Here is a 17,969-nt window from a genome sequence, read left to right on the forward strand (position 1 = left end):
TTTTTTCGTAAGGTAAAATTATATGTCATTGTTGATTACAAAAGAATGCATCAGTTGCGACGCGTGCCGCGAGGAATGCCCTAATGAAGCGATTTTTGAGGATGAGCCGATATACATCATAGATGCCGATCGATGCTGTGAGTGCGTAGATGATTACTCTGAGCCCGCTTGCATCGTGGTTTGTCCCGTCGAGTGTATCATCACCGATCCCGATAATATCGAGACGGCGGACGAGCTGAAATACAAACACGTCCATATGGAAATTTAAATGCCCAAGCGCGTCGCAGTCATAGATCTGGGCTCAAATTCCGCCAGAGCCGTGATTTTCGAGCGCACGAGTAGACTCGGATTTTTCATTTTGGCCGAGCATAAGATCAAGATCCGCCTAGGCGAGGGCGCTTACGAAAACGGCGGAATTTTAACCACCGAAGCGATGCAAAAATGCCTGCTGGCGTTTAAAAAATTTAAAACCCTAGTATGCAATTACAAGGCCAAGCGCGTGCTTTGCATCGGTACATCCGCGCTTCGCGATGCACCGAACGGAGCCGAATTTATAAATCTCGTCCGCAAGCAAACTGGCATTGCGATCCGCAAAATCGACGGGCAGACGGAAGCCTATCTGGGCGCTTATGCGGCGCAGAATTTACTTAGCGACTTTTCCGAGGGCATAACGCTGGATATCGGCGGCGGCTCGACCGAGCTTGCTTACATAAAAAACGGCAGGATAGAAAATAAAATTTCTCTAAATTTAGGCACGGTGCGGCTAAAGGAGCTGTTTTTCGACCGCGGCGACACGAAGGGGCTCGAGAAATACATAAACAGCGCGATCTCGCAGCTCGGCGCCGAGTTTCGCACGCAAAATTTAATCGTAATGGGCGGCTCCGCGCGAGCGCTTTCCGGCGCCGTGATGAGCCTGCAAAACCACCCACTAAAAATCGTGCATAATTTCAGTTACGATTACGAAAAATACGCGCCGTTTTTTGCCAAGCTGATGAGCGCAAAGACGCTTGATTTGGCGAAATTCCCGATCAAAAAAGACCGCTACGACACGATAAGAGAGGGCGCCATTATCTTTGATAAGATCGTAAGGCGCCTGGGGGCGAAAAAGATCATCACAAGCGGCGTAGGGGTGCGAGAGGGGGCGTTTTTAAGCTCAATTCTGCGCGGCGCAAACCTACCTAGAGGCTTTAATCCGAGCCTAAGAAGCCTCAAAGATCGCTTCGCTTCCGAGCCGAGCGAGGCCCCGAAGTTCGCAAAGGCGCTGTTTTGCACGCTATCGCCGCTGCACGGCTTGAATGAAAAATATATTAAAATTCTTCAGACCGCGGCATCGCTTTGCGAGATCGGGCGGGCGATTGGCTTTTACGCTAAGCACGAAACCAGCGCGGATATGGTGCTCGGTGGGCTGAACTACCGCACGACGCACAAAGAAAAGGCGCTCATAGCTGCGATCATCTCGATGCACGGAAAGCGCGAGCTGGGCGCTACGTTCGCGCCTTTGAGCGCGATTTTGCCTGATTCCGCCAAGCTTGCCTGGCTGAGCTATATTTTGGAGCTTGCGCGCCTCTTAAGCGAAAACGCGCTAAAAAATTTAGAATTTTGCTTTGAAAATTCCACTCTTAAGATCTCCGGCGCGGATAATTTGATAATGCTTAAAGGAAGCCTTAAAAAGCTCTCAAAGCCCGCAATTTTTGCGATAAAATTCCTTTAAATAGCTACCCCTGCTTGTCGCGTAAGTTTAAGGCGGGCGGAGTTCGTTTAATTTTATGAGCTTGAAGCGGGCGATAAATCCCTATCAATAGCGCTTTTTAAATTTTAATTCCATTCTCGGCTAAAGAATAGACGCTAAAAAATCCGTAGTCGGTGCGAACGCAAAGGCGCTCGCCCGAGATTTCAATAGCAGCAGTTTTGACACAGTGCTCGCACTCAAACTCGCCTAAGAGGCGAAAATCCTCCAAGCTGAATGCTTTAAATCCACCATAAAAATACGTAAGAAAAATTTGATCGTTTGCGGCAAACCTCATCACGCTTCTTGGCAAGCTTTTTGGTGCGCTTAGACGCTTTTTGCTTGCTACGTCCCAAAAATACAGCTCATCAAAGCCGTTATTTACGACCAAAATCGTGTCATTTTTGATAAGCCCCACGTTTAGGGAGTGGATATAGCCCACGTCGCATTCGATACGGCAAAGCTCGGCGAAGTCTTTTAGGCGGTAGAGCCTAGCGATATTTTTGCCGCCTTCATCCCCACAGGCTACGCAAATTTTATTGCCGAAGCCTATTGCTTTTGCCGAAAAATCCGTTTTAAAATTTAGCTTCTTGTCGCTTCCGAAAGCTAAAATTCCATCCGTGCCGCAGGCTAGAATTTCGCCGTTGCCGCTTAGAGCAGAGCTAAAGCCTCCTCCTGTGATACCCCAGGCTTCAAAAAGCCTGCTGAATTTCTCTCCATCAAAAAGAAAGAATTCGTGGTCCAAATCAAGCACCAAAGCTTTTTCGGTGGCGGTCATTTTCCATGCTAAAATTTTTGGTAGCTTAATTTGCGCAAGAGTTCTTAGCTCGCCGTCCAACACGATTAAATAATCGCAGCCGTGCTCGTCAAAATTACATTTATAGACGTAAAATTTATCCTCAAACTCGGCAAATCCAAGCGCCCCGCTGTATCCGCCGCCGATATAGGCATGCGCTATTGCCTCGCCGAATTTTGCTTCTTTGTTTTCGTAGATGAAGCCCTTTTTTAGGGCATCAACTTGCTTTTTTACGAAAGCTTTTTGCAGAGCATCGTGGTTTGCGAATTCTTTAGAGCTCAGCCTTTCTTTGCCGTTTTGTAACGTCTTTGAAATCAAACTAAGCCCTTGCGTTTGAAGTAGAATTTCTTTCTTGCCGTCGGTAAATTTTTTCATAGCAGCCCTAGGTATAAATTTTAAGTCTAATTTTAGAATTTCAAAGCTTAAACTGCGGGGTGCGGCAAAGCTGTTTAAAATCTACCGAGCGCTTCTTTGACGTGATCTTCCGCCATATCGATATTCCACATCGGCTCAAAGACGAGATCGATCTCTACTTCGCCGACACCCTCTACGCTCTCGGCACCTGCGCGCACCCATTCTACCATCATCTCATGCAGCGGGCACGACTGAGTCGATAGCGTCATCGTGACTTTGGCGTTGTTCGCCTCATCTACCGCTACGTCGTAGATGAGCCCTAGCGACACGACGTCAAAGCCCACCTCAGGGTCCACCACGGCGCGAAGCGCCTCGTAAATTTGCTCCTTCGTTACTTTCATTTTTCCTCTCCGAATTTTATGTAGTTAAAGATATTTACGATGTTGATTAGCACCAAAATTATGCTTACCGCTTGCAAGATCACCGCAGGCGTTAGCGCTCCAAGGCCCGCGCACGCAAGCGCTAAGACGTTTGGCACGCAGGCTGCGTAGGCGATCTTTTTGATTATCATATCCTCTAGCATAGGGATTTTGCGCTTGCCGACGAAGGGCGAGACGTAGTGGTACCAGATGAGAAAGGGTGCGATTTTATAAAGGTGCGCGACGATGAAGGCGAACAAAAAGCCGTATAGCAGCCAAAACGCCGCCGCATCCGCGCGACTTGCGAGCCAAAATGCCGCGCTAAATCCCAAAGCCGCCAGCGAGATGTAGACGTTTAAATTCCAATAATCTATCGCTTTTCGCGCTCGCCTGGCTAGGATATAGATCGCCTGAGCCGCAAAGCTCGCAAGCGCGGCAAATGCGATGAAAATTCCAAAGTCTTTTAGTAAAAACAGCCCCGCGAGCAGATACAGCGCCAGCGAAGCTTTTGCTAGTGCGAAGCTTAGATTGTGCGCCAGGCTAAACATCGGCAGCAGCACGCACGCAGCGCCTACGATGACGAAAAACACGAAGCCCAGCACGAAGTATATGTGATAGGATAAAATTTCTGAAAAATACACTCCGAAAATCTCCACGCCGCTAAGCGCTAGCACGAGCGCGAAGCCAAGGCTGATCCCTACGGCTAAAAACGCAGCCGAGATCGCAAGCGCTACGGCGGGGAAGCTCCATTTGGGCGTGCCGATGAAGCTTAGCGCGTAGCAGATCGTAAAATAAAATAGACTAAGCAGCAAAACGCCGCCGCCTGCGTGCATCAAAGGGATGCTTGAAAGAAGCAATCCCGCGCTTAGCAGAGCCACGCCCGCGCCGTAGGCGAGGAGATTTAAAAACGCAAATTTAACGGTGAAAAATTCCTTTTGGATGATGACGGAGGTGAGCTGATAGAGCGCTCCGATGATTATGCTGATTACAAATCCCAGCAAAAATACGTGAAAAAAGCTTGCCGTCTGTGGCGCCTGGATCGCGCCGAAATCGGCCTTTAAAAAGCTCGCTGCGCTTAGCAGCAAAAAGATAAAGCCGCAGATGAAATAGCCGCCTACGATGCGAAACGGCGGCGAAAAGGTCGTGATATTCATCTAAATTTTAAAGCCCTTTAGCCGTGGCACTTCGCGTCGGTGTCAAAGCCCTCATTGACCGCGCCTGGTTTTAGGCTGATGGTGAGTTTGACCGCGTCGCCGTCCAGATCCTCGCGGGCAATGTCAAATTTAGACTCGATCTTCGGGATCAGCCCCATCGGAAATTTATGATTGAGCATGACGACCTTTTTGGTTTCGTCTTTTACGAAATTTAGCGCTACCAGCGCATTTACCATCGGCTCGGGCGGGATGCATTTGCGCGAATCAAAGCCGATGTATTCTACGCCGCCTTGTGATTTTTTATAAAATTTCACCGTAGCGCCCGCTGCGTCAAACTCCTGCCAGTCTGTGAAAAAATCCATACCTGATCCTTTTTTAAAATTTCGCGCGATTATATAGCAAATTTTAAAATTTTGAAATGAGGTAGGTCAAGTCCTATTTAGAATTTGTAAATTTAGCCGAATTTTAATACACTACGCGTTAAAATTTTAAATCCGAGGACCATTATGCAGACCATCACGATCATCGATACGTTCGGCTTTTTTTTCAGGCTCTACTACGCTATGAGCGGGCTTAAGACCAAAGACGGCAAACCCAGCGGCATGGTGAGCGGATTTGCGAGCTTCATCGCAAATCTTTCGAAGGAATTTAAGAGCGATTATATAATTTTCGCTCTGGATAGCAAGGGCAAGACCTTTCGCTCAGATATCGATCCGAATTACAAAACCAACCGCCAAGCCCCGCCGCCCGCGCTTTTGCAGCAGCTACCGGTCTGCATCGAGATGATCGAAAAGATGGGGCTTTACTCGCTCGGACGCGAGGGCTACGAGGCGGACGATCTCATCGCAAGCGTCGTTAAAAAGTACGGCGCCACGCATAAAATCAATATCGTTACCTCCGACAAGGACCTGTATCAGCTCATCGGCGAAAACGTTAAAATTTACAGCCACGGCAAAAAGATGCTTTACGGAAGGGAGGAGTGCTTGCAGCGCTACGGCGTCTATCCCGAACAGATCGTGGATTTTTTGGCGATCTGCGGCGACAGCGCCGATAATATCCCGGGCGTGCGCGGCATCGGCGATAAGGGAGCGAAGAAGCTTTTAGACGAATGGGGCTCGCTTGATGAGATCTATTCAAATTTAGACCGCCTGCCGCAAAACAAACAGCGCGAGTATCTGATAGAAGGTAAGCAGAGCGCCTACATAAGCAAGCGCCTGGCCACGCTTTACGACGAGCTGGAAATCCCGCCTTTAGAGGACGCGAAATTCCCGCAGCAAAATCCGCTTTTTAAAATCCGCGAAATTTTAAAAGATTACGCGCTAAATAGGCTTCTTTCGGCGTTAAGCCTGCAGGAGCAGAACGGACTTAATCTTTGGAACGAGGGCAAAAGCGCGGGCGCAAAAAGCTCCGTTTTAAGTACGGGCGGAAAGGGTGCGGGCGCAGAGCCGTCTCGCGGCGGCTCTATCTTGGACGCTACGGTAGGGGGGCTAGACGGGCAAAATTCTATCCCGGGTGGCTCGGCTTGCGGCGGGCAAAGCTGCGAGAGCGCTTTTAAAACGCCATTTGAGCCTGTTTGTATCACCGATGCCGCGGAGCTTGCAAGGCTGTGCGAAGGCGTCAGCGCCGAGACCTTGGTGAGCTTCGATACGGAAACCACTAGCATCGACAGCAAAAGCGCCAAGATCGTGGGCTTTTCGTTTGCATTTAACGAGGAGCGCGCCTATTACGTCCCGCTCGCGCACAGCTATTTGGGCGCTCCGGCTCAAATTTCTTCGGACGCGGCAAAGGTAGCGATCGGCTCGCTGTTTCGCGGATATGTCGTGGGGCAAAATTTAAAATACGATTTTGAGATCGTGAAAAATAATTTTAGTATTGAGCCGCCTGCGCGCTTTGCCGATACGATGGTGCTAGCGTGGCTGCTCGATCCCGCAAACGCCGTGGGGATGGACTCTATCTCGCCGCGGTATCTGGGGTATGAGACTGTGCATTTCGGCGACGTCGTCAAAAAGGGCGAGACCTTCGCCTCCGTGGAGCTGGACGCCGCTACGATCTATGCGAGCGAGGATGCGTGGGTGACGCTGAGGCTGTATTTTAAGCTCAAACAGCTACTCGAACCCGCGCTTTTTAAGCTCGCGCAGGAGCTTGAGTTTCCATTCGTGCGGGTGCTTTGGCAGATGCAAAGATGCGGCATCAAGATCGACGTAGAGATGATAAAGCGCCTAATCGCGCGCAACGAAAAGTCCCTGCGAGCGCTCACGGATGAAATTTATGAGCTTTGCGGCGAGCAGTTTAACATCAACTCTCCCGCTCAGCTCGGCGCCGTGCTTTTCGAGCGGCTTGGGCTTCCTGCCGCAAAGCGCACCAAGACGGGCTATAGCACCGACGAAAGCGTGCTGAAGGATCTTACGGTGCTGCACCCCGCGGTGGGTAAAATTTTAGACTACCGCGAGCTGTTCAAGCTGCAAAGCACCTACTGCGAGCCGCTGCTGCAGCTTGCGGTAGCCGATGCGCAAAACCGCGTCAGATCGAATTTCTTGCAGACCGGCACGGCTACCGGGCGGCTAGCGAGCAAAAATCCGAACCTTCAAAATATTCCCGCGCGCGGCACCTTTGCGAAGGACGTGCGAGACTGCTTTCTAGCAGACGAAGGCTACTCGCTGATCTCGCTTGATTACTCGCAGATCGAGCTGCGCCTGCTAGCGCACTTTTCGCGCGATCCTGCGCTTTTGGCGGCGTTTAGGGCGGATGAGGACATTCACGCGCGCACGGCGATCAGCATTTTCGGCGACGCGCAGCCCGCGCACCGCACGATCGCAAAGAGCATAAATTTCGGCCTCATCTACGGCATGGGCGCGGGTAAGCTAAGCGATAGCCTAGGTATCGCGCGCGCCGAGGCGAAAGGCTATATCGAGCGCTATTTCGCGGCGTTTTCCACGATTAAAGAGTTTTTGCAAAGCATAAAATCGGACGCGAAAGAAGGCGGCTACGTAAGCACGCTTTTTGGGCGCAGGCGTTACTTCGACTTCGCAAACGCGCGCAACAACATGGTCTATGCGAGCTACGAGCGCGAGGCGGTGAATACGAAATTTCAAGGCTCCGCCGCCGACATCATCAAAAAGGCGATGGTTGAGATTTCGCCACTGCTAAATGATGAGGCGCGGCTGATATTGCAGATCCACGATGAGCTGATCTTCGAGGTGCGGGATGATTTGGCGCAGAGCTTCGGCGAGCGTGCGCAGGAGATAATGCAAAGTGCGGCGAGCCTGAACGTGCCCTTAAAGACGAGCCTAAACATCGCCAAGCGCTGGGGCGAGCTGAAGTAACTCCGCTAAATTTAAAGCGTGGCTAAAATTTTAAGCGGAATTTAAACGGCGCGTAGAATTTTAAATTTTTGAGCAGGGCAGAGCCTAAATTTGCCCGTTTGATAAATTTAATTGTGTCAAATTTAGACCGAGCAGCTACGAGCGGTTGGCGTGGTGCGGCACAGATCGCCCGCCTTTAAAATTTTGATTAAATTTAAGCTCTCCACTTGGCAATATCAAACGGCGGTTAGATAGATTTATCCGAATTAAATTTAAACGATGTGTTTTAGCAAGAGGTCTGGATAAATCTTGCCGTGCGTATAAATTAAAATTTCATTTCAACGCCGTAGTGGCGGAATTTTTAAATTTAAATTTTACGCAAAGCCGCGCGCTTCGTAAAATTTAACGAGTGAAAATTCATACAAAATTTATCCCGCGAGAAAATGGGCATAGGTTTTGCGAAAAGCGATTTTTGCAAGATGAAATGATCGGCGGCGAGTCCTTTTTAAACCCGCCATGCGCGCCGGTTCGTAAAGATCGCACCCTTATAGCCTCACGAGCGAAGCTATAAGGATTTTGGACGAAATTTTGACATGAATTCTGCGCGCCCGCGCAAATTTTTACAAGCCTGCACAGAAATTTCGCGAGCTTACGTAAATTTCGCGCCGCCTATTTTTTAGATCTTTCTAGCGCGGCGGCAAGGTCCGCTATGAGATCGTCCGTGTTTTCGATGCCTATAGCTAGGCGCAGCAAATTTTGACTGATGCCGATGCGCTCTTGCAGCTCGCGCGGATAGCTCTCGTGCGTCATCGACGCAGGATGGCAGATCAGGCTCTCTACGCCGCCCAGACTAACCGCCAGATCGAATAGCTCAAGGCTGCGCGCAAAGGTTTTATAGTCGTATTGCGGCTTAAGCACCAGCGAGATGACCGCTCCGATGCCGCTAGCTTGGCGATTTTGTATCTCTTTTTCGTTAGCCGAATGCGAGCCTGCGAAATTTACCGCTTCTACCGCAGGATTGCTGCGTAAAAATTCTATTATCTTTAACGTATTTTCGCTCTGGCGGTCGAAGCGCACGCTTAGCGTTTTAAGTCCGCGTATTAGCGAATACGCGTCGGTAGGCGAGAGCGTAGCGCCCAGAGTGTTTTTCATAAACTGAATTCTTGCGGCAAGCTTATCGTCGTTCGTAGTAACGATGCCGGCGATCAGATCGGCATGTCCGCCTATGTATTTGGTCGCGCTATAAACCACGACGTCTGCGCCGTGCTCTAGCGGGCGCTGATAATACGGGGTTAAAAAGGTATTATCCATCACCACAAGCGCGCCGTTTTTATGCGCGAGCTCGCTGATGCGCTCAATATCGGTTACGCGCAAAAGCGGATTTGATGGCGTTTCGATGAAGACCATTTTTACGTCGCTTGGAATTTCGGTGATCAAATTTAGATCATCCACCAAGTCGTAATTTATCCCTTGATTTTTAAAAATCCCGCTTACGTAGCGATAGGTGCCGCCGTAAACGTTGTTATTTAACAGCACGCGATCGCCGCTTTTAAGCAGCGCAAATGCAGCGCTCGTAGCCGCCATACCCGAGGCTAGCGCGAAGGCGTATTTGCTGCCTTCAAATTTTGCAAAAAGCTCTTCAAAGGCGTTGCGCGTAGGATTTGCACCGCGCGAATAAGCGTATTTGCCGAAATCATCCAGGCTTTCTTGCACGAAGGTGCTGGCTAGATATATCGGCGGAATCACCGCGTTGTGGGGGTTGGACTTGGCCTCTATGCCCTTTACGATTAGGGTATCTATTTTCATCTTTTCTCCTTAAAAATCGGTAGTATATCCAAAATTTTAAAAATTTATCACGTTTATCAATTTGCTTATTGTCGATTTGCTCGTTAAAATTTGCCGGATACGGTGATCTTATGAGACGAAAAATTCTATCCGCCCTTGCGGCTTTTATTGTTTTTGAGCGTCTATCGGATTTTAAAATTTACGTAGGCTGTGTTTTGCAAAACCCAATGCGGTAAAATTTACCTTGTGCGCCTAGAGCTTTAAATTTAGCTATTTAGCGGCGCTTTATTTTCAAGAGTAATCACGTGAGCGAAGCTGCGCAGCTTCTATAAAGTCAGCTCAAAGCTGAGATCGACGAGGTCAAAGACCTGCTCGGGCGCGATTTTAGAGCTTAAATTTACGCTGATCCAGTGCTTTTTATTCATATGATAGGCGGGCAAAATTTGATCTTCGTCGCGCAGGATCGCTGCGAGATCAGGCTTGCATTTTAGATTTAGTATTTCTAGCGCCTGAGCGCTTTTAAGCCCCAGCTTGCTGCCGTCCACGCGCATAAAAACGGCGAACCATTTTTGGTTTTTTGCGTGGCGGAACACGGCAAATTCGGGGTGTTTGTCAAACACCCGCTCGCCCTGCGCGCCGAATTTCTCCTTTATGTAGCTAAAAACTCGCTTCTGCGCGAGCATCATCTGCCTCCTTTGCAAAAGCAGGCGTCCAGATGATCGTCCACTACGCCCGCGCTTTGCAAAAACGCATAGACGCTCGTGGGTCCCAGAAATTTAAACCCGCGCTTTTTCATCTCTTTTGCGATAAACTCTGCAAGCGGCGTGGTGGCGGGGATCTGCTTTATGTTCTCATAGTGATTTACGATGGGCTTGCCGTCAAATTTGGGATCAAATTTAGGCAAAAGATAGCCCCAAAGATAGTCGTAAAAGCTGCCAAACTCGCCCACGACGGCGAGGAATGCGCGGGCGTTTGCGGCGAGAGAGTTTAGCTTCAGGCGGTTTCTGATGAGTGCTGGATTTTGCATAAATTTCGCCGTCTGCTCCTCGCCGTAGAGCGAAATTTTATGCGCGTCAAATCCGTCAAACGCCGCTCGCATCGCCTCGCGCTTAAGCAGCACCGCATGCCACGAGATGCCCGCTTGAAAGCCCTCCAGCACGATAAGCTCGAAAAATTTCGTATCATCCTTTACGAGCTTGCCCCACTCCTCGTCGTGATATACGCGCTCTAGCTCGCTTTTCTCCGCCCAGTCGCAGCGTATTTTTTGCGCGCTCGCCGTAGAATTTTTCAAATTTCACCCCTTGTGCTAAATTTTAAAAATTGTAGCAGATATGTAAATTTACAGTTCCTCTATTTTATCTATGCTATGCCACGCGACGATCAGAAGCGCTCCGGTTATCACACTGAATGCGGTATCGACATAGTAGATCGCGTCGTGTTTTGTAACCCCCAATGCCACTATTGCTATGCTAGAAATTACAGAGGCGACGAAACACAGAGCGTAAATTTTAAAAAGCGGTTTTTGCGTGATTTTAGCAAGCTTAAAATTTAAAATCATCCAGCAGACCATACAAAAGACCAACGAAACGAATAAGCCGATAACAAACAAAATAAACATGTATTGTTCCGCTTCGTAAACTGTAGCTAGCACGAAAAATATCGCAACCGCAATGCTGCTCGTCCAATAAAGCGTAAAAAACAGGATGAGACGTGCTTTGCACAGGGGCTGGAGCTTTTTAAGCGCTCTGTAAAAATACATAAGCGTAATTACGACTAGCGCCGTCGTCGGGCCGCTGCTTTTATTTTGTAACTGCGGAAAAAAGTCCGAGGCATAAGGTAGTAGCATCGTAAAGAGCATAAATGCCGCCGCACTCATTCCTTCGGCTTTCGCCTTTTCGATGATCTGCTTTCTGCCCTCATCGGTTATATTTTCTTGCATTTTTGAGCCTTGAAAAAAAGTTTTTATTTCCAGAGCGATTATATAAAAACGTAGTTAAATTTTGATTGAAAACGTGGCGGAATCGAGCTTTAAACGGCGGCGTATTTATGATTGCGGGCTGCGAAATTTAAAAACAGAACATCGCGAATTAAAATTTTAAAATTAAGTCTAAATTTAACCCGCAATGCAAATTTAAGGCAAATTATCGCGAGATTTAGGCGAGGCGAAAATTAGCCAAGCAAGGGCGCGTATAAATAATACATCCGAGCTTCGGCGATATTTCTCTTCTGCTTGCAGTTGTGAGCGCAAGAGAAGCAAAATTTCTCTCAAAAGCGCTCGCAAGATAAGCCTTTTAGAAAAAGACGAGCCGCTAACGAATTTGCCCGTTTCCGCGGACGACGTATTTGTAGGTCGTGAGCTCCCTTACCCCCATCGGCCCTCTGGCGTGAAGCTTTTGCGTGCTGATGCCGATCTCGCCGCCGAACCCAAACTCGCTACCGTCGCTAAAACGAGTCGAGGCGTTCGCGTAGACGACCGCGCTACCGATTTCGTTTAAAAACCGCTCGACGTTTGCATAATCCTCGCTTAAAATCGCGTCCGAATGCCCGCTGGAATGCGCGTTTATAAAGCTGATCGCCTCGCTTACGTCCCGCACGGCGCGTACGGCTAGCACGAGATCCAAAAACTCGGCGCCAAAGTCGCTCTCGCCTGCAAGTTTGACGTTTTTAGTGCCTCGCAGCTCCGACTCGCACGCGCCCAGAAGCTCCGAGCTCACGCGAAACTCGACCTCCGGCATCTCGCGCACAAGCCCCGGTAAAATTTCGCCTACCACGCGCTCATGCAAAAGCACGCACTCTACGGCGTTGCAGACGCTTGGGCGCTGGGTTTTGGCGTTTTTGATTATCTTTGCAGCCTCGCTTAAATTTGCGCTCTCATCGACGAAGATGTGGCACACCCCCGCGCCCGTCATGATGATCGGCACAGTCGCGTTTTGCGCAATAAAATCTTTTAAATTTTTGCCGCCTCGCGGTATCAAAACGTCAATATATTCGCTCATTTTCGCCATTTGCGCCACAACTTCGCGCTCAGGGCTTTCTACTAGCTGCACCGCGCCCGTCGGTAAGCCAAATTTCGCCCCCGCTTCGTTAAATAAATTTACTAAAAAGATGTTTGAATTTAGCGCGCTAGCGCTGCCTCGCAGGATCGCCGCATTGCCGCTCTTTAGCGCCAAAGCCGCCGCATCGATGCTGACGTTTGGGCGGCTCTCGTAGATGATGCCGAGCACCCCCAGCGGCACGCGCACGCGGCTGATTTGCATGCCGTTTGGATGGCTCCAGCCGCCTAGATTTTCGCCTACGACCTCGGCAAAGCCCGCTACCTCGCGCACGCCCCGCGCCATAGCTTCGATGCGGGCGTCGGTTAGCCTTAGGCGGTCTAGCAGTGCCAAGCTAAGGCCCGATCTCTCGCCGCTTGCAAGATCTTTGGCGTTTGCCGTTTTTATAGCCTCTTTTTGCGCTAGCAGCTCGTTTGCTACGGCGTTTAAAATTTCAAATTTAGACTTGCTATCAAGCCTCAAAAGCTCGCCGCAAGCGTCTTTTGCGCGCTTACAAATCTCTAAAATTTCGTTCATTTTTGCTCCTTACTCTATAAATCAAATCGCATGCTGCGTATAAAAATGCCGCGAGCGTCGCTTGTATCGCGTCCAAAATTCCTGCGCGTCTTATTTTTATCCGCGCGCGACGGCTTAAATTTAGCGCGCTTTGGGCCATTTTATTTCGGATTTTCTTGCGTCAAAATTTCGCTTACTCGCCCGGCATTATGCCCAACCTTCTCGTTCCAATTCGCGCAGGGCGCTTTTACGTAATCCGCCGGCTCATATCCGCGCAGCCCAAGAACGTCTAGCTCGCCGTTTTTATCGGCGTCCGGTTCGTCAAATTTTGCCGTCCAAGCCGCGCCTTGCGCTGAAAATTTAAGTTTGATATTCTTTGGGGCTACCGCTTTCTCCCGCTCAGCGCGGTTTAGCGTGCCGCCTTGATCCTCGTCGTTAGCCGCTATAAAAATTCTAGCGGGATTTGCCTCTTTGTACGCCCACGCCGCGCCTGCCAAAAGTAGCGCAAAAAATATAATCTTTTTCATCTACGCCCTCCGTTTAAAATTTAAACGCGCGAACACGGCTAAAATTTCATTGCAGCGCGATATTATCCGCGTGGATCGCGTCATCGTCGCTTTTGTAGCCTAAAGCCTGCTCTATCTCATCGCTTTTTGCGCCCGCTATGCGCGCAAGCTTGCAGCTTGAATAGTTGCTAATGCCGTGCGCCAGCAGCTTGCCGTCAGTCGCGCAGACGTTTACGATCTCGCCGCGCTCAAACTCGCCGCGCACCTCGGTAATCCCGACCGCAAGCAGGCTTTTGCCCGATTTTATCGCCTCTGCCGCACCCGCGTCGATAATCACCGCACCTTTGCTAATCGCGCCGTATGCGAGCCAGTATTTACGCGAGCTAAGCCGCGCTGCGCCCGCGCTAAAGAGGGTGCCTACCTCGTCGCCCGCCGCTATTTTAAGCAAAATTCCGTCCGTACGCCCGTTTGCGATGATCAGGCTAGTGCCGATCTGATTTGCCATTTGCGCCGCCGCGATCTTGGTCGCCATGCCGCCCGTGCCGAATTTACTGCCCTCGCCGCCTGCCATTTTGACGACGTGTTCGTCGATTTTTTCAATAAAGCTTAAAAGTTTTGCGTCCGCGTGCTCGCTCGGATTTTTGTCGTACAGCCCGTCGATATCGCTTAAAATCACGAGCAGATCAGCATCGATTAGCCCCGCTACTAGCGCGCTTAGCGTGTCGTTATCGCCCACTTTCAGTTCATCTGCTACGACGGGATCGTTTTCGTTTATGATCGGCACGATGCCGCGCGAGAGTAGCTCCGCGCAGACGTTTCGCACGCTAAGATAGCGCACCCTGTCGCTAAAATCGCCTCGGCTTAACAGCAGCTGCGCGATAATGCGGTCATGCGCCCAAAACAGCCGCTCGTAAAGATGCATCAGCGCGACCTGTCCGACCGCCGCTAAAGCTTGCTTGCGGCTTAAAATTTTGGGTCTTTGCGCGATGCCTAGCAGCCCCATGCCCGCGCCCACGGCACCCGAGCTTACCAAAGCCACGCAAAAGCCCGCATCTTTTAGCTTGCAAATTTGCGCGACTAGACTTTTGATGAGCCGCTCATTTAGCGAACCGTCCGCATTGGTAAGCGTTGAGGTACCGATTTTTACGACGATACGTTTTGCGCCGCCCAGAAGCTCTTTTCTACCCATTTTCCGCTCCGAAATTTTTGAAAATTATATCGAAAACGGCTTATTTTAAATTTTATGTTTTGAGCTGAGTAGATGCGAGCTTTTGGTTTAAATTTATTCTCGAGTAATTCTAATAAAGCGTAGAGATAGTCTGTTTACGAAGATCGTAACGGGAGATAAACTCCCGTTATCGCGCGAAATTTACTGACTTAAAATTTACCGGATCCTTGCTAAAGCGCGGCGTTGAGGTTTAGTTGCATCTCGACGTCGTCGCTAACGAGCAAAATTTTCTTCATTTTAGCCTACTTTTTGGTGACGTTATCCTCTTTGTTCTCTACCTTCGGCCCCACATAATCCTCCCCGAAATAAGCCTTCTTTATCTCTTCTTTTTTGATTGCGGCTTTCTTTTCGTAGATTTTGTATTCAGGCTTCCAGTAGTTTAGCATGTTGTTTAGTCCGCTGTGGCCTACCTCGGCGTGACAGCTAGCGCAGGTTAGTTGCTTGTCGGTATTTAGCAAGCTTTGATAGTGAGCGTGCATCTTTTGAGCCTTGACTGAGGTTAGCTTATTATCTACCAAATTCGTATGGCAGCTAACGCAACCGTTATCAAATACGAAGTGCTCTCTTTTCTCTCTATTTTTATGCCAGTCTATAGCCTCCGGATCTTTGAAGAAATGAATATATCCCTCCATCAATCCGTTTTTGGCTTTAACTAGGACGTATTTGGCTAGGTTGTCGTGAGGTATGTGGCAGTCTACGCATTTAGCCCTTACTCCGCTTTTGCCTTTACCGCTATGAACGTCGTTGCTATAAGCTATAACCATAGGATCCATCTCGTGGCATACTACGCAAAACTTCTCTCCGCTAGTTTCTTCTAGGGCGTAATGCACGGGAAGTACCACTAAAAATCCTATAATGCCGCTTGCTAATATAATAAGCGCTAGTACTTTCTTTGAAATTTTCATGGCGTTACCCCCATCCATTGCGGAACTTCGTGTTCGTGGCACTCCGTGCACATATTGGTTGATTTTTTATGCTCGTTGTGGCACTCGTCGCAGTATAGCGTAGGGCCGTCGTGAACCGAGTTGTGGGGATTTGCTTTTAGCAGATCCATGTATTCTAGTCTTTTAGCTATCTTTTTCTTGTCGCCGTGACAGGACAAACAGCCTTTATCGCCTATGGATTTAAATTTACTAGCGTCGTTTCCTTGTCCTTCGTGACAATCAAGACAGGTGAAGCTTAGCTTTTCGTGATGAGGTTTTAAAGGGTGTTTGGCTCGCAGCTCGTCGGTGACGTTAAGATCGACTAAAGACGTTATCTTTGCGCTTGGGGCGCCTGCGCTAAATGCAAAAGAGCATAGTAGCATAGATGCGCACAAGGCGAGAAACGCTTTATGTTTCATGCGAATTCCTTTCGGATGCCTAGTTTGCAAATTTAACTGCAAATTCGGCTTCAAATTTAAAAGTACCGCAGACCAAATTTGACCTGCGATACGAAATAAGATTTGCAAGTATTTCGAGGCGATTTTTTTTGGGTTGCGCGGCTAAAATTTTGCGCAGGCTAGACAAAATAGTCTGCCAAGCAAAATTTTAGCAAGCTCCGCAAAAAGCGTCCGAAAGACGCCGCAAATTAGCCTATATTCTCTCCGGCTATCATACCAAACGTTAAGCAGTCGGCAATCGCTACGCTACCTAAGCGGCTAGCTCCGTGTACGCCACCTGTGATCTCGCCTGCTGCAAATAATCTTGGAATAGGCATCTCGGTTTGTAAAGAGATGACCTGAGCTTTGGTATTGATATCGATACCGCCCATGGTATGGTGAAGTTTTGGCGTACCGCGCATAGCGTAGAAAGGAGGTTTAGAGATATCTACGCCGTTTGTAGTGGTTTTATCCATAGGTTTGCCGAAGTCTTCGTCTTTGCCTGATTTAACGAAGCTATTATATCTCTCGACGGTCTTTTTTAGCTCTGCAGCAGGGATTTTATAAGCTGCAGCTAGTTCGTCTAGAGTTTCAAATTTCTTTAGTACGCCAGATTCCAGCGGTTTAGTGTAGTGTTCAGGTATGACCATGTTTTTTACGCCCTCGCTATCGCAGAAGTTGATAGGATAGATATCGGCTTTTGCGTCGATTACTTTAAACATAGCTTGAGAGCGGGTGCGGCGGTCTGCTAGCTCGTTCATATAGCGTTTGCCGGTTCTTGGATCGACTGAGATACCGTAGCGGAAGCTTCCGTTTACGTTAAACATAGAGCCTACGCCAAAGCCTTTTTCGTCAGGGCATGCCCATGGACCAAACTGTATCCAGCTTAGCTGCACTGGAGTTGCACCGATCCTAAATGCCTCTTTCATAGCGCCTGCGGTTGCGCCCGGGTGGTTGGTGCTATCCGTAGTAGGCAAGATAGACGGATCTTGAACCTGTCTAAAGAATACGTCGCGGCAAAATCCGCCCGCTGCTAGTACTACGCCTTTTTTGGCTTTTATAGTCTTTTTAGTTCCGGTAGTGTTTTCGGCATCGTCTTTTTGGCTCTTTGAGTCGAATTTATAATCCTCTCTGATGATCACGCCGTCTACGCCGCCGTCTTCGCCAAGGACGAATTCGTCAAATTTAGCTCTTTGTCTTAGCTCGCAGTCTTGTAGGTTTTTAAAGTATTCTACCATCGGCTGAACGATACCCGAACCCGAGCCGTTAGCGGTCTGAAGCGATCTAGGTACGCTGTGTCCGCCTGCGTGAGTAACTTTATCTATGTATTTAGCGCCGCATTTTAGGGTGAGCTTATACGCGTCTTGCGCGCGAGTAGCGATGGTGTCGATGAGATCTACGTGGTTTAGGCCGCGGCCGGCTTTTAGGCAGTCTTTGATAAATAGCTCGTTGCTATCTTTGATGCCTTCGGCTTTTTGTTTGTCGCTGTTTGGAACTGCGAAAATTCCGCCGTTAATTACGGAGTTGCCGCCAACGCGTCCCATCTTTTCTAGGATTAGGACTTTGTTGCCCTTTTCGGCTGCGGTGATACCTGCTGCAAGTCCTGCAAAACCGGAACCGACGATAACTACATCCCACTCTTCGTCGAATTTGACGTCTTTAGAGCTTACCGCAGCGTTTGCGTTTACGGAGCCGAGCGCTAAAGCACCCGCGCCAACTAGGCTCATTTTGAGTAGATCACGTCTTGAAACGTTTTCCATGATGTCTCCTTTATTTTACCGTTATACGGTT

Annotated in this window: 17 protein-coding genes; 3 read left to right on the plus strand and 14 right to left on the minus strand. The window is 49.1% G+C overall.

The window, feature by feature from the left end; genetic code table 11:
- Positions 1-22 precede the first annotated feature (22 nt).
- Together Q0274_RS04355 and Q0274_RS04360 are read left to right on the plus strand one after the other, a co-directional pair.
- Positions 23-268, plus strand: coding sequence for a YfhL family 4Fe-4S dicluster ferredoxin (locus Q0274_RS04355; protein ID WP_005871264.1), 246 nt, complete (start codon positions 23-25; stop codon positions 266-268).
- Positions 269-1,711, plus strand: coding sequence for a Ppx/GppA phosphatase family protein (locus Q0274_RS04360; RefSeq protein ID WP_298027963.1), 1,443 nt, complete (start codon positions 269-271; stop codon positions 1,709-1,711).
- A 97-nt stretch (positions 1,712-1,808) separates the two neighbouring features.
- Here the strand turns inward: Q0274_RS04360 and Q0274_RS04365 are convergent, their stop codons facing one another.
- From Q0274_RS04365 to Q0274_RS04380, 4 genes are all read right to left on the minus strand, one after another.
- Positions 1,809-2,897 carry a hypothetical protein gene (locus Q0274_RS04365; protein ID WP_298027965.1) on the minus strand — a complete coding sequence of 363 codons (1,089 nt, stop codon included), beginning with the start codon at positions 2,895-2,897 and terminating at the stop codon, positions 1,809-1,811.
- A gap of 74 nt (positions 2,898-2,971) precedes the next feature.
- Entirely contained in the window at positions 2,972-3,277 is a 306-nt protein-coding gene (locus Q0274_RS04370) for a metal-sulfur cluster assembly factor (RefSeq protein WP_298027966.1), read from the minus strand.
- Positions 3,274-4,449, minus strand: a complete 1,176-nt coding sequence (locus Q0274_RS04375; protein WP_298027967.1) for a peptidase M50 — start codon at positions 4,447-4,449, stop codon at positions 3,274-3,276. Before Q0274_RS04375 ends, Q0274_RS04370 begins: the two co-directional genes overlap by 4 nt.
- Before the next feature lie 17 nt (positions 4,450-4,466).
- Entirely contained in the window at positions 4,467-4,811 is a 345-nt protein-coding gene (locus Q0274_RS04380) for a hypothetical protein (protein WP_298027969.1), read from the minus strand.
- Between the two features lie 144 nt (positions 4,812-4,955).
- On the opposite strand from Q0274_RS04380, the gene polA reads away from it, so the two are divergent.
- The gene (gene polA / locus Q0274_RS04385; RefSeq protein WP_298027970.1) at positions 4,956-7,772 is read left to right on the plus strand and encodes a DNA polymerase I; all 2,817 of its coding nucleotides are present in this window, start codon (positions 4,956-4,958) and stop codon (positions 7,770-7,772) included.
- 648 nt (positions 7,773-8,420) lie between these two features.
- Here the strand turns inward: polA and Q0274_RS04390 are convergent.
- The 10 genes from Q0274_RS04390 to Q0274_RS04435 form a co-directional block, all read right to left on the minus strand.
- On the minus strand, positions 8,421-9,557 hold the full coding sequence (locus Q0274_RS04390) for a PLP-dependent aspartate aminotransferase family protein (protein ID WP_298027971.1): 1,137 nt from the start codon (positions 9,555-9,557) through the stop codon (positions 8,421-8,423).
- Between the two features lie 305 nt (positions 9,558-9,862).
- Complete coding sequence (locus Q0274_RS04395; RefSeq protein WP_298027972.1) at positions 9,863-10,222, minus strand: MmcQ/YjbR family DNA-binding protein; 360 nt, start codon at positions 10,220-10,222, stop codon at positions 9,863-9,865.
- A complete protein-coding gene (locus tag Q0274_RS04400) occupies positions 10,219-10,827 on the minus strand; it encodes a DNA-3-methyladenine glycosylase I (protein WP_298027974.1) in 609 nt (202 codons plus the stop codon). The genes Q0274_RS04395 and Q0274_RS04400 overlap by 4 nt, the downstream gene beginning before the upstream one ends.
- A 48-nt stretch (positions 10,828-10,875) precedes the next feature.
- Complete coding sequence (locus Q0274_RS04405) at positions 10,876-11,475, minus strand: hypothetical protein (RefSeq protein ID WP_298027975.1); 600 nt, start codon at positions 11,473-11,475, stop codon at positions 10,876-10,878.
- Between the two features lie 370 nt (positions 11,476-11,845).
- Positions 11,846-13,105 carry a glutamate-5-semialdehyde dehydrogenase gene (locus tag Q0274_RS04410; RefSeq protein ID WP_298027977.1) on the minus strand — a complete coding sequence of 420 codons (1,260 nt, stop codon included), beginning with the start codon at positions 13,103-13,105 and terminating at the stop codon, positions 11,846-11,848.
- Between the two features lie 140 nt (positions 13,106-13,245).
- Positions 13,246-13,611, minus strand: coding sequence for a hypothetical protein (locus tag Q0274_RS04415; RefSeq protein WP_298027978.1), 366 nt, complete (start codon positions 13,609-13,611; stop codon positions 13,246-13,248).
- 46 nt (positions 13,612-13,657) lie between these two features.
- Positions 13,658-14,779, minus strand: coding sequence for a glutamate 5-kinase (proB, locus tag Q0274_RS04420; protein ID WP_298027979.1), 1,122 nt, complete (start codon positions 14,777-14,779; stop codon positions 13,658-13,660).
- A 281-nt stretch (positions 14,780-15,060) separates the two neighbouring features.
- The gene (locus Q0274_RS04425) at positions 15,061-15,723 is read right to left on the minus strand and encodes a NapC/NirT family cytochrome c (RefSeq protein ID WP_298028065.1); all 663 of its coding nucleotides are present in this window, start codon (positions 15,721-15,723) and stop codon (positions 15,061-15,063) included.
- Positions 15,720-16,160: a cytochrome c3 family protein gene (locus Q0274_RS04430; RefSeq protein ID WP_002947156.1), complete on the minus strand. Its 441-nt coding sequence runs from the start codon at positions 16,158-16,160 to the stop codon at positions 15,720-15,722. The genes Q0274_RS04425 and Q0274_RS04430 overlap by 4 nt, the downstream gene beginning before the upstream one ends.
- Positions 16,161-16,387: 227 nt before the next feature.
- On the minus strand, positions 16,388-17,938 hold the full coding sequence (locus Q0274_RS04435; RefSeq protein ID WP_298027980.1) for a flavocytochrome c: 1,551 nt from the start codon (positions 17,936-17,938) through the stop codon (positions 16,388-16,390).
- Positions 17,939-17,969 lie beyond the last annotated feature (31 nt).

Source organism: uncultured Campylobacter sp. (assembly GCF_937973075.1).
GTDB lineage: Bacteria > Campylobacterota > Campylobacteria > Campylobacterales > Campylobacteraceae > Campylobacter_B.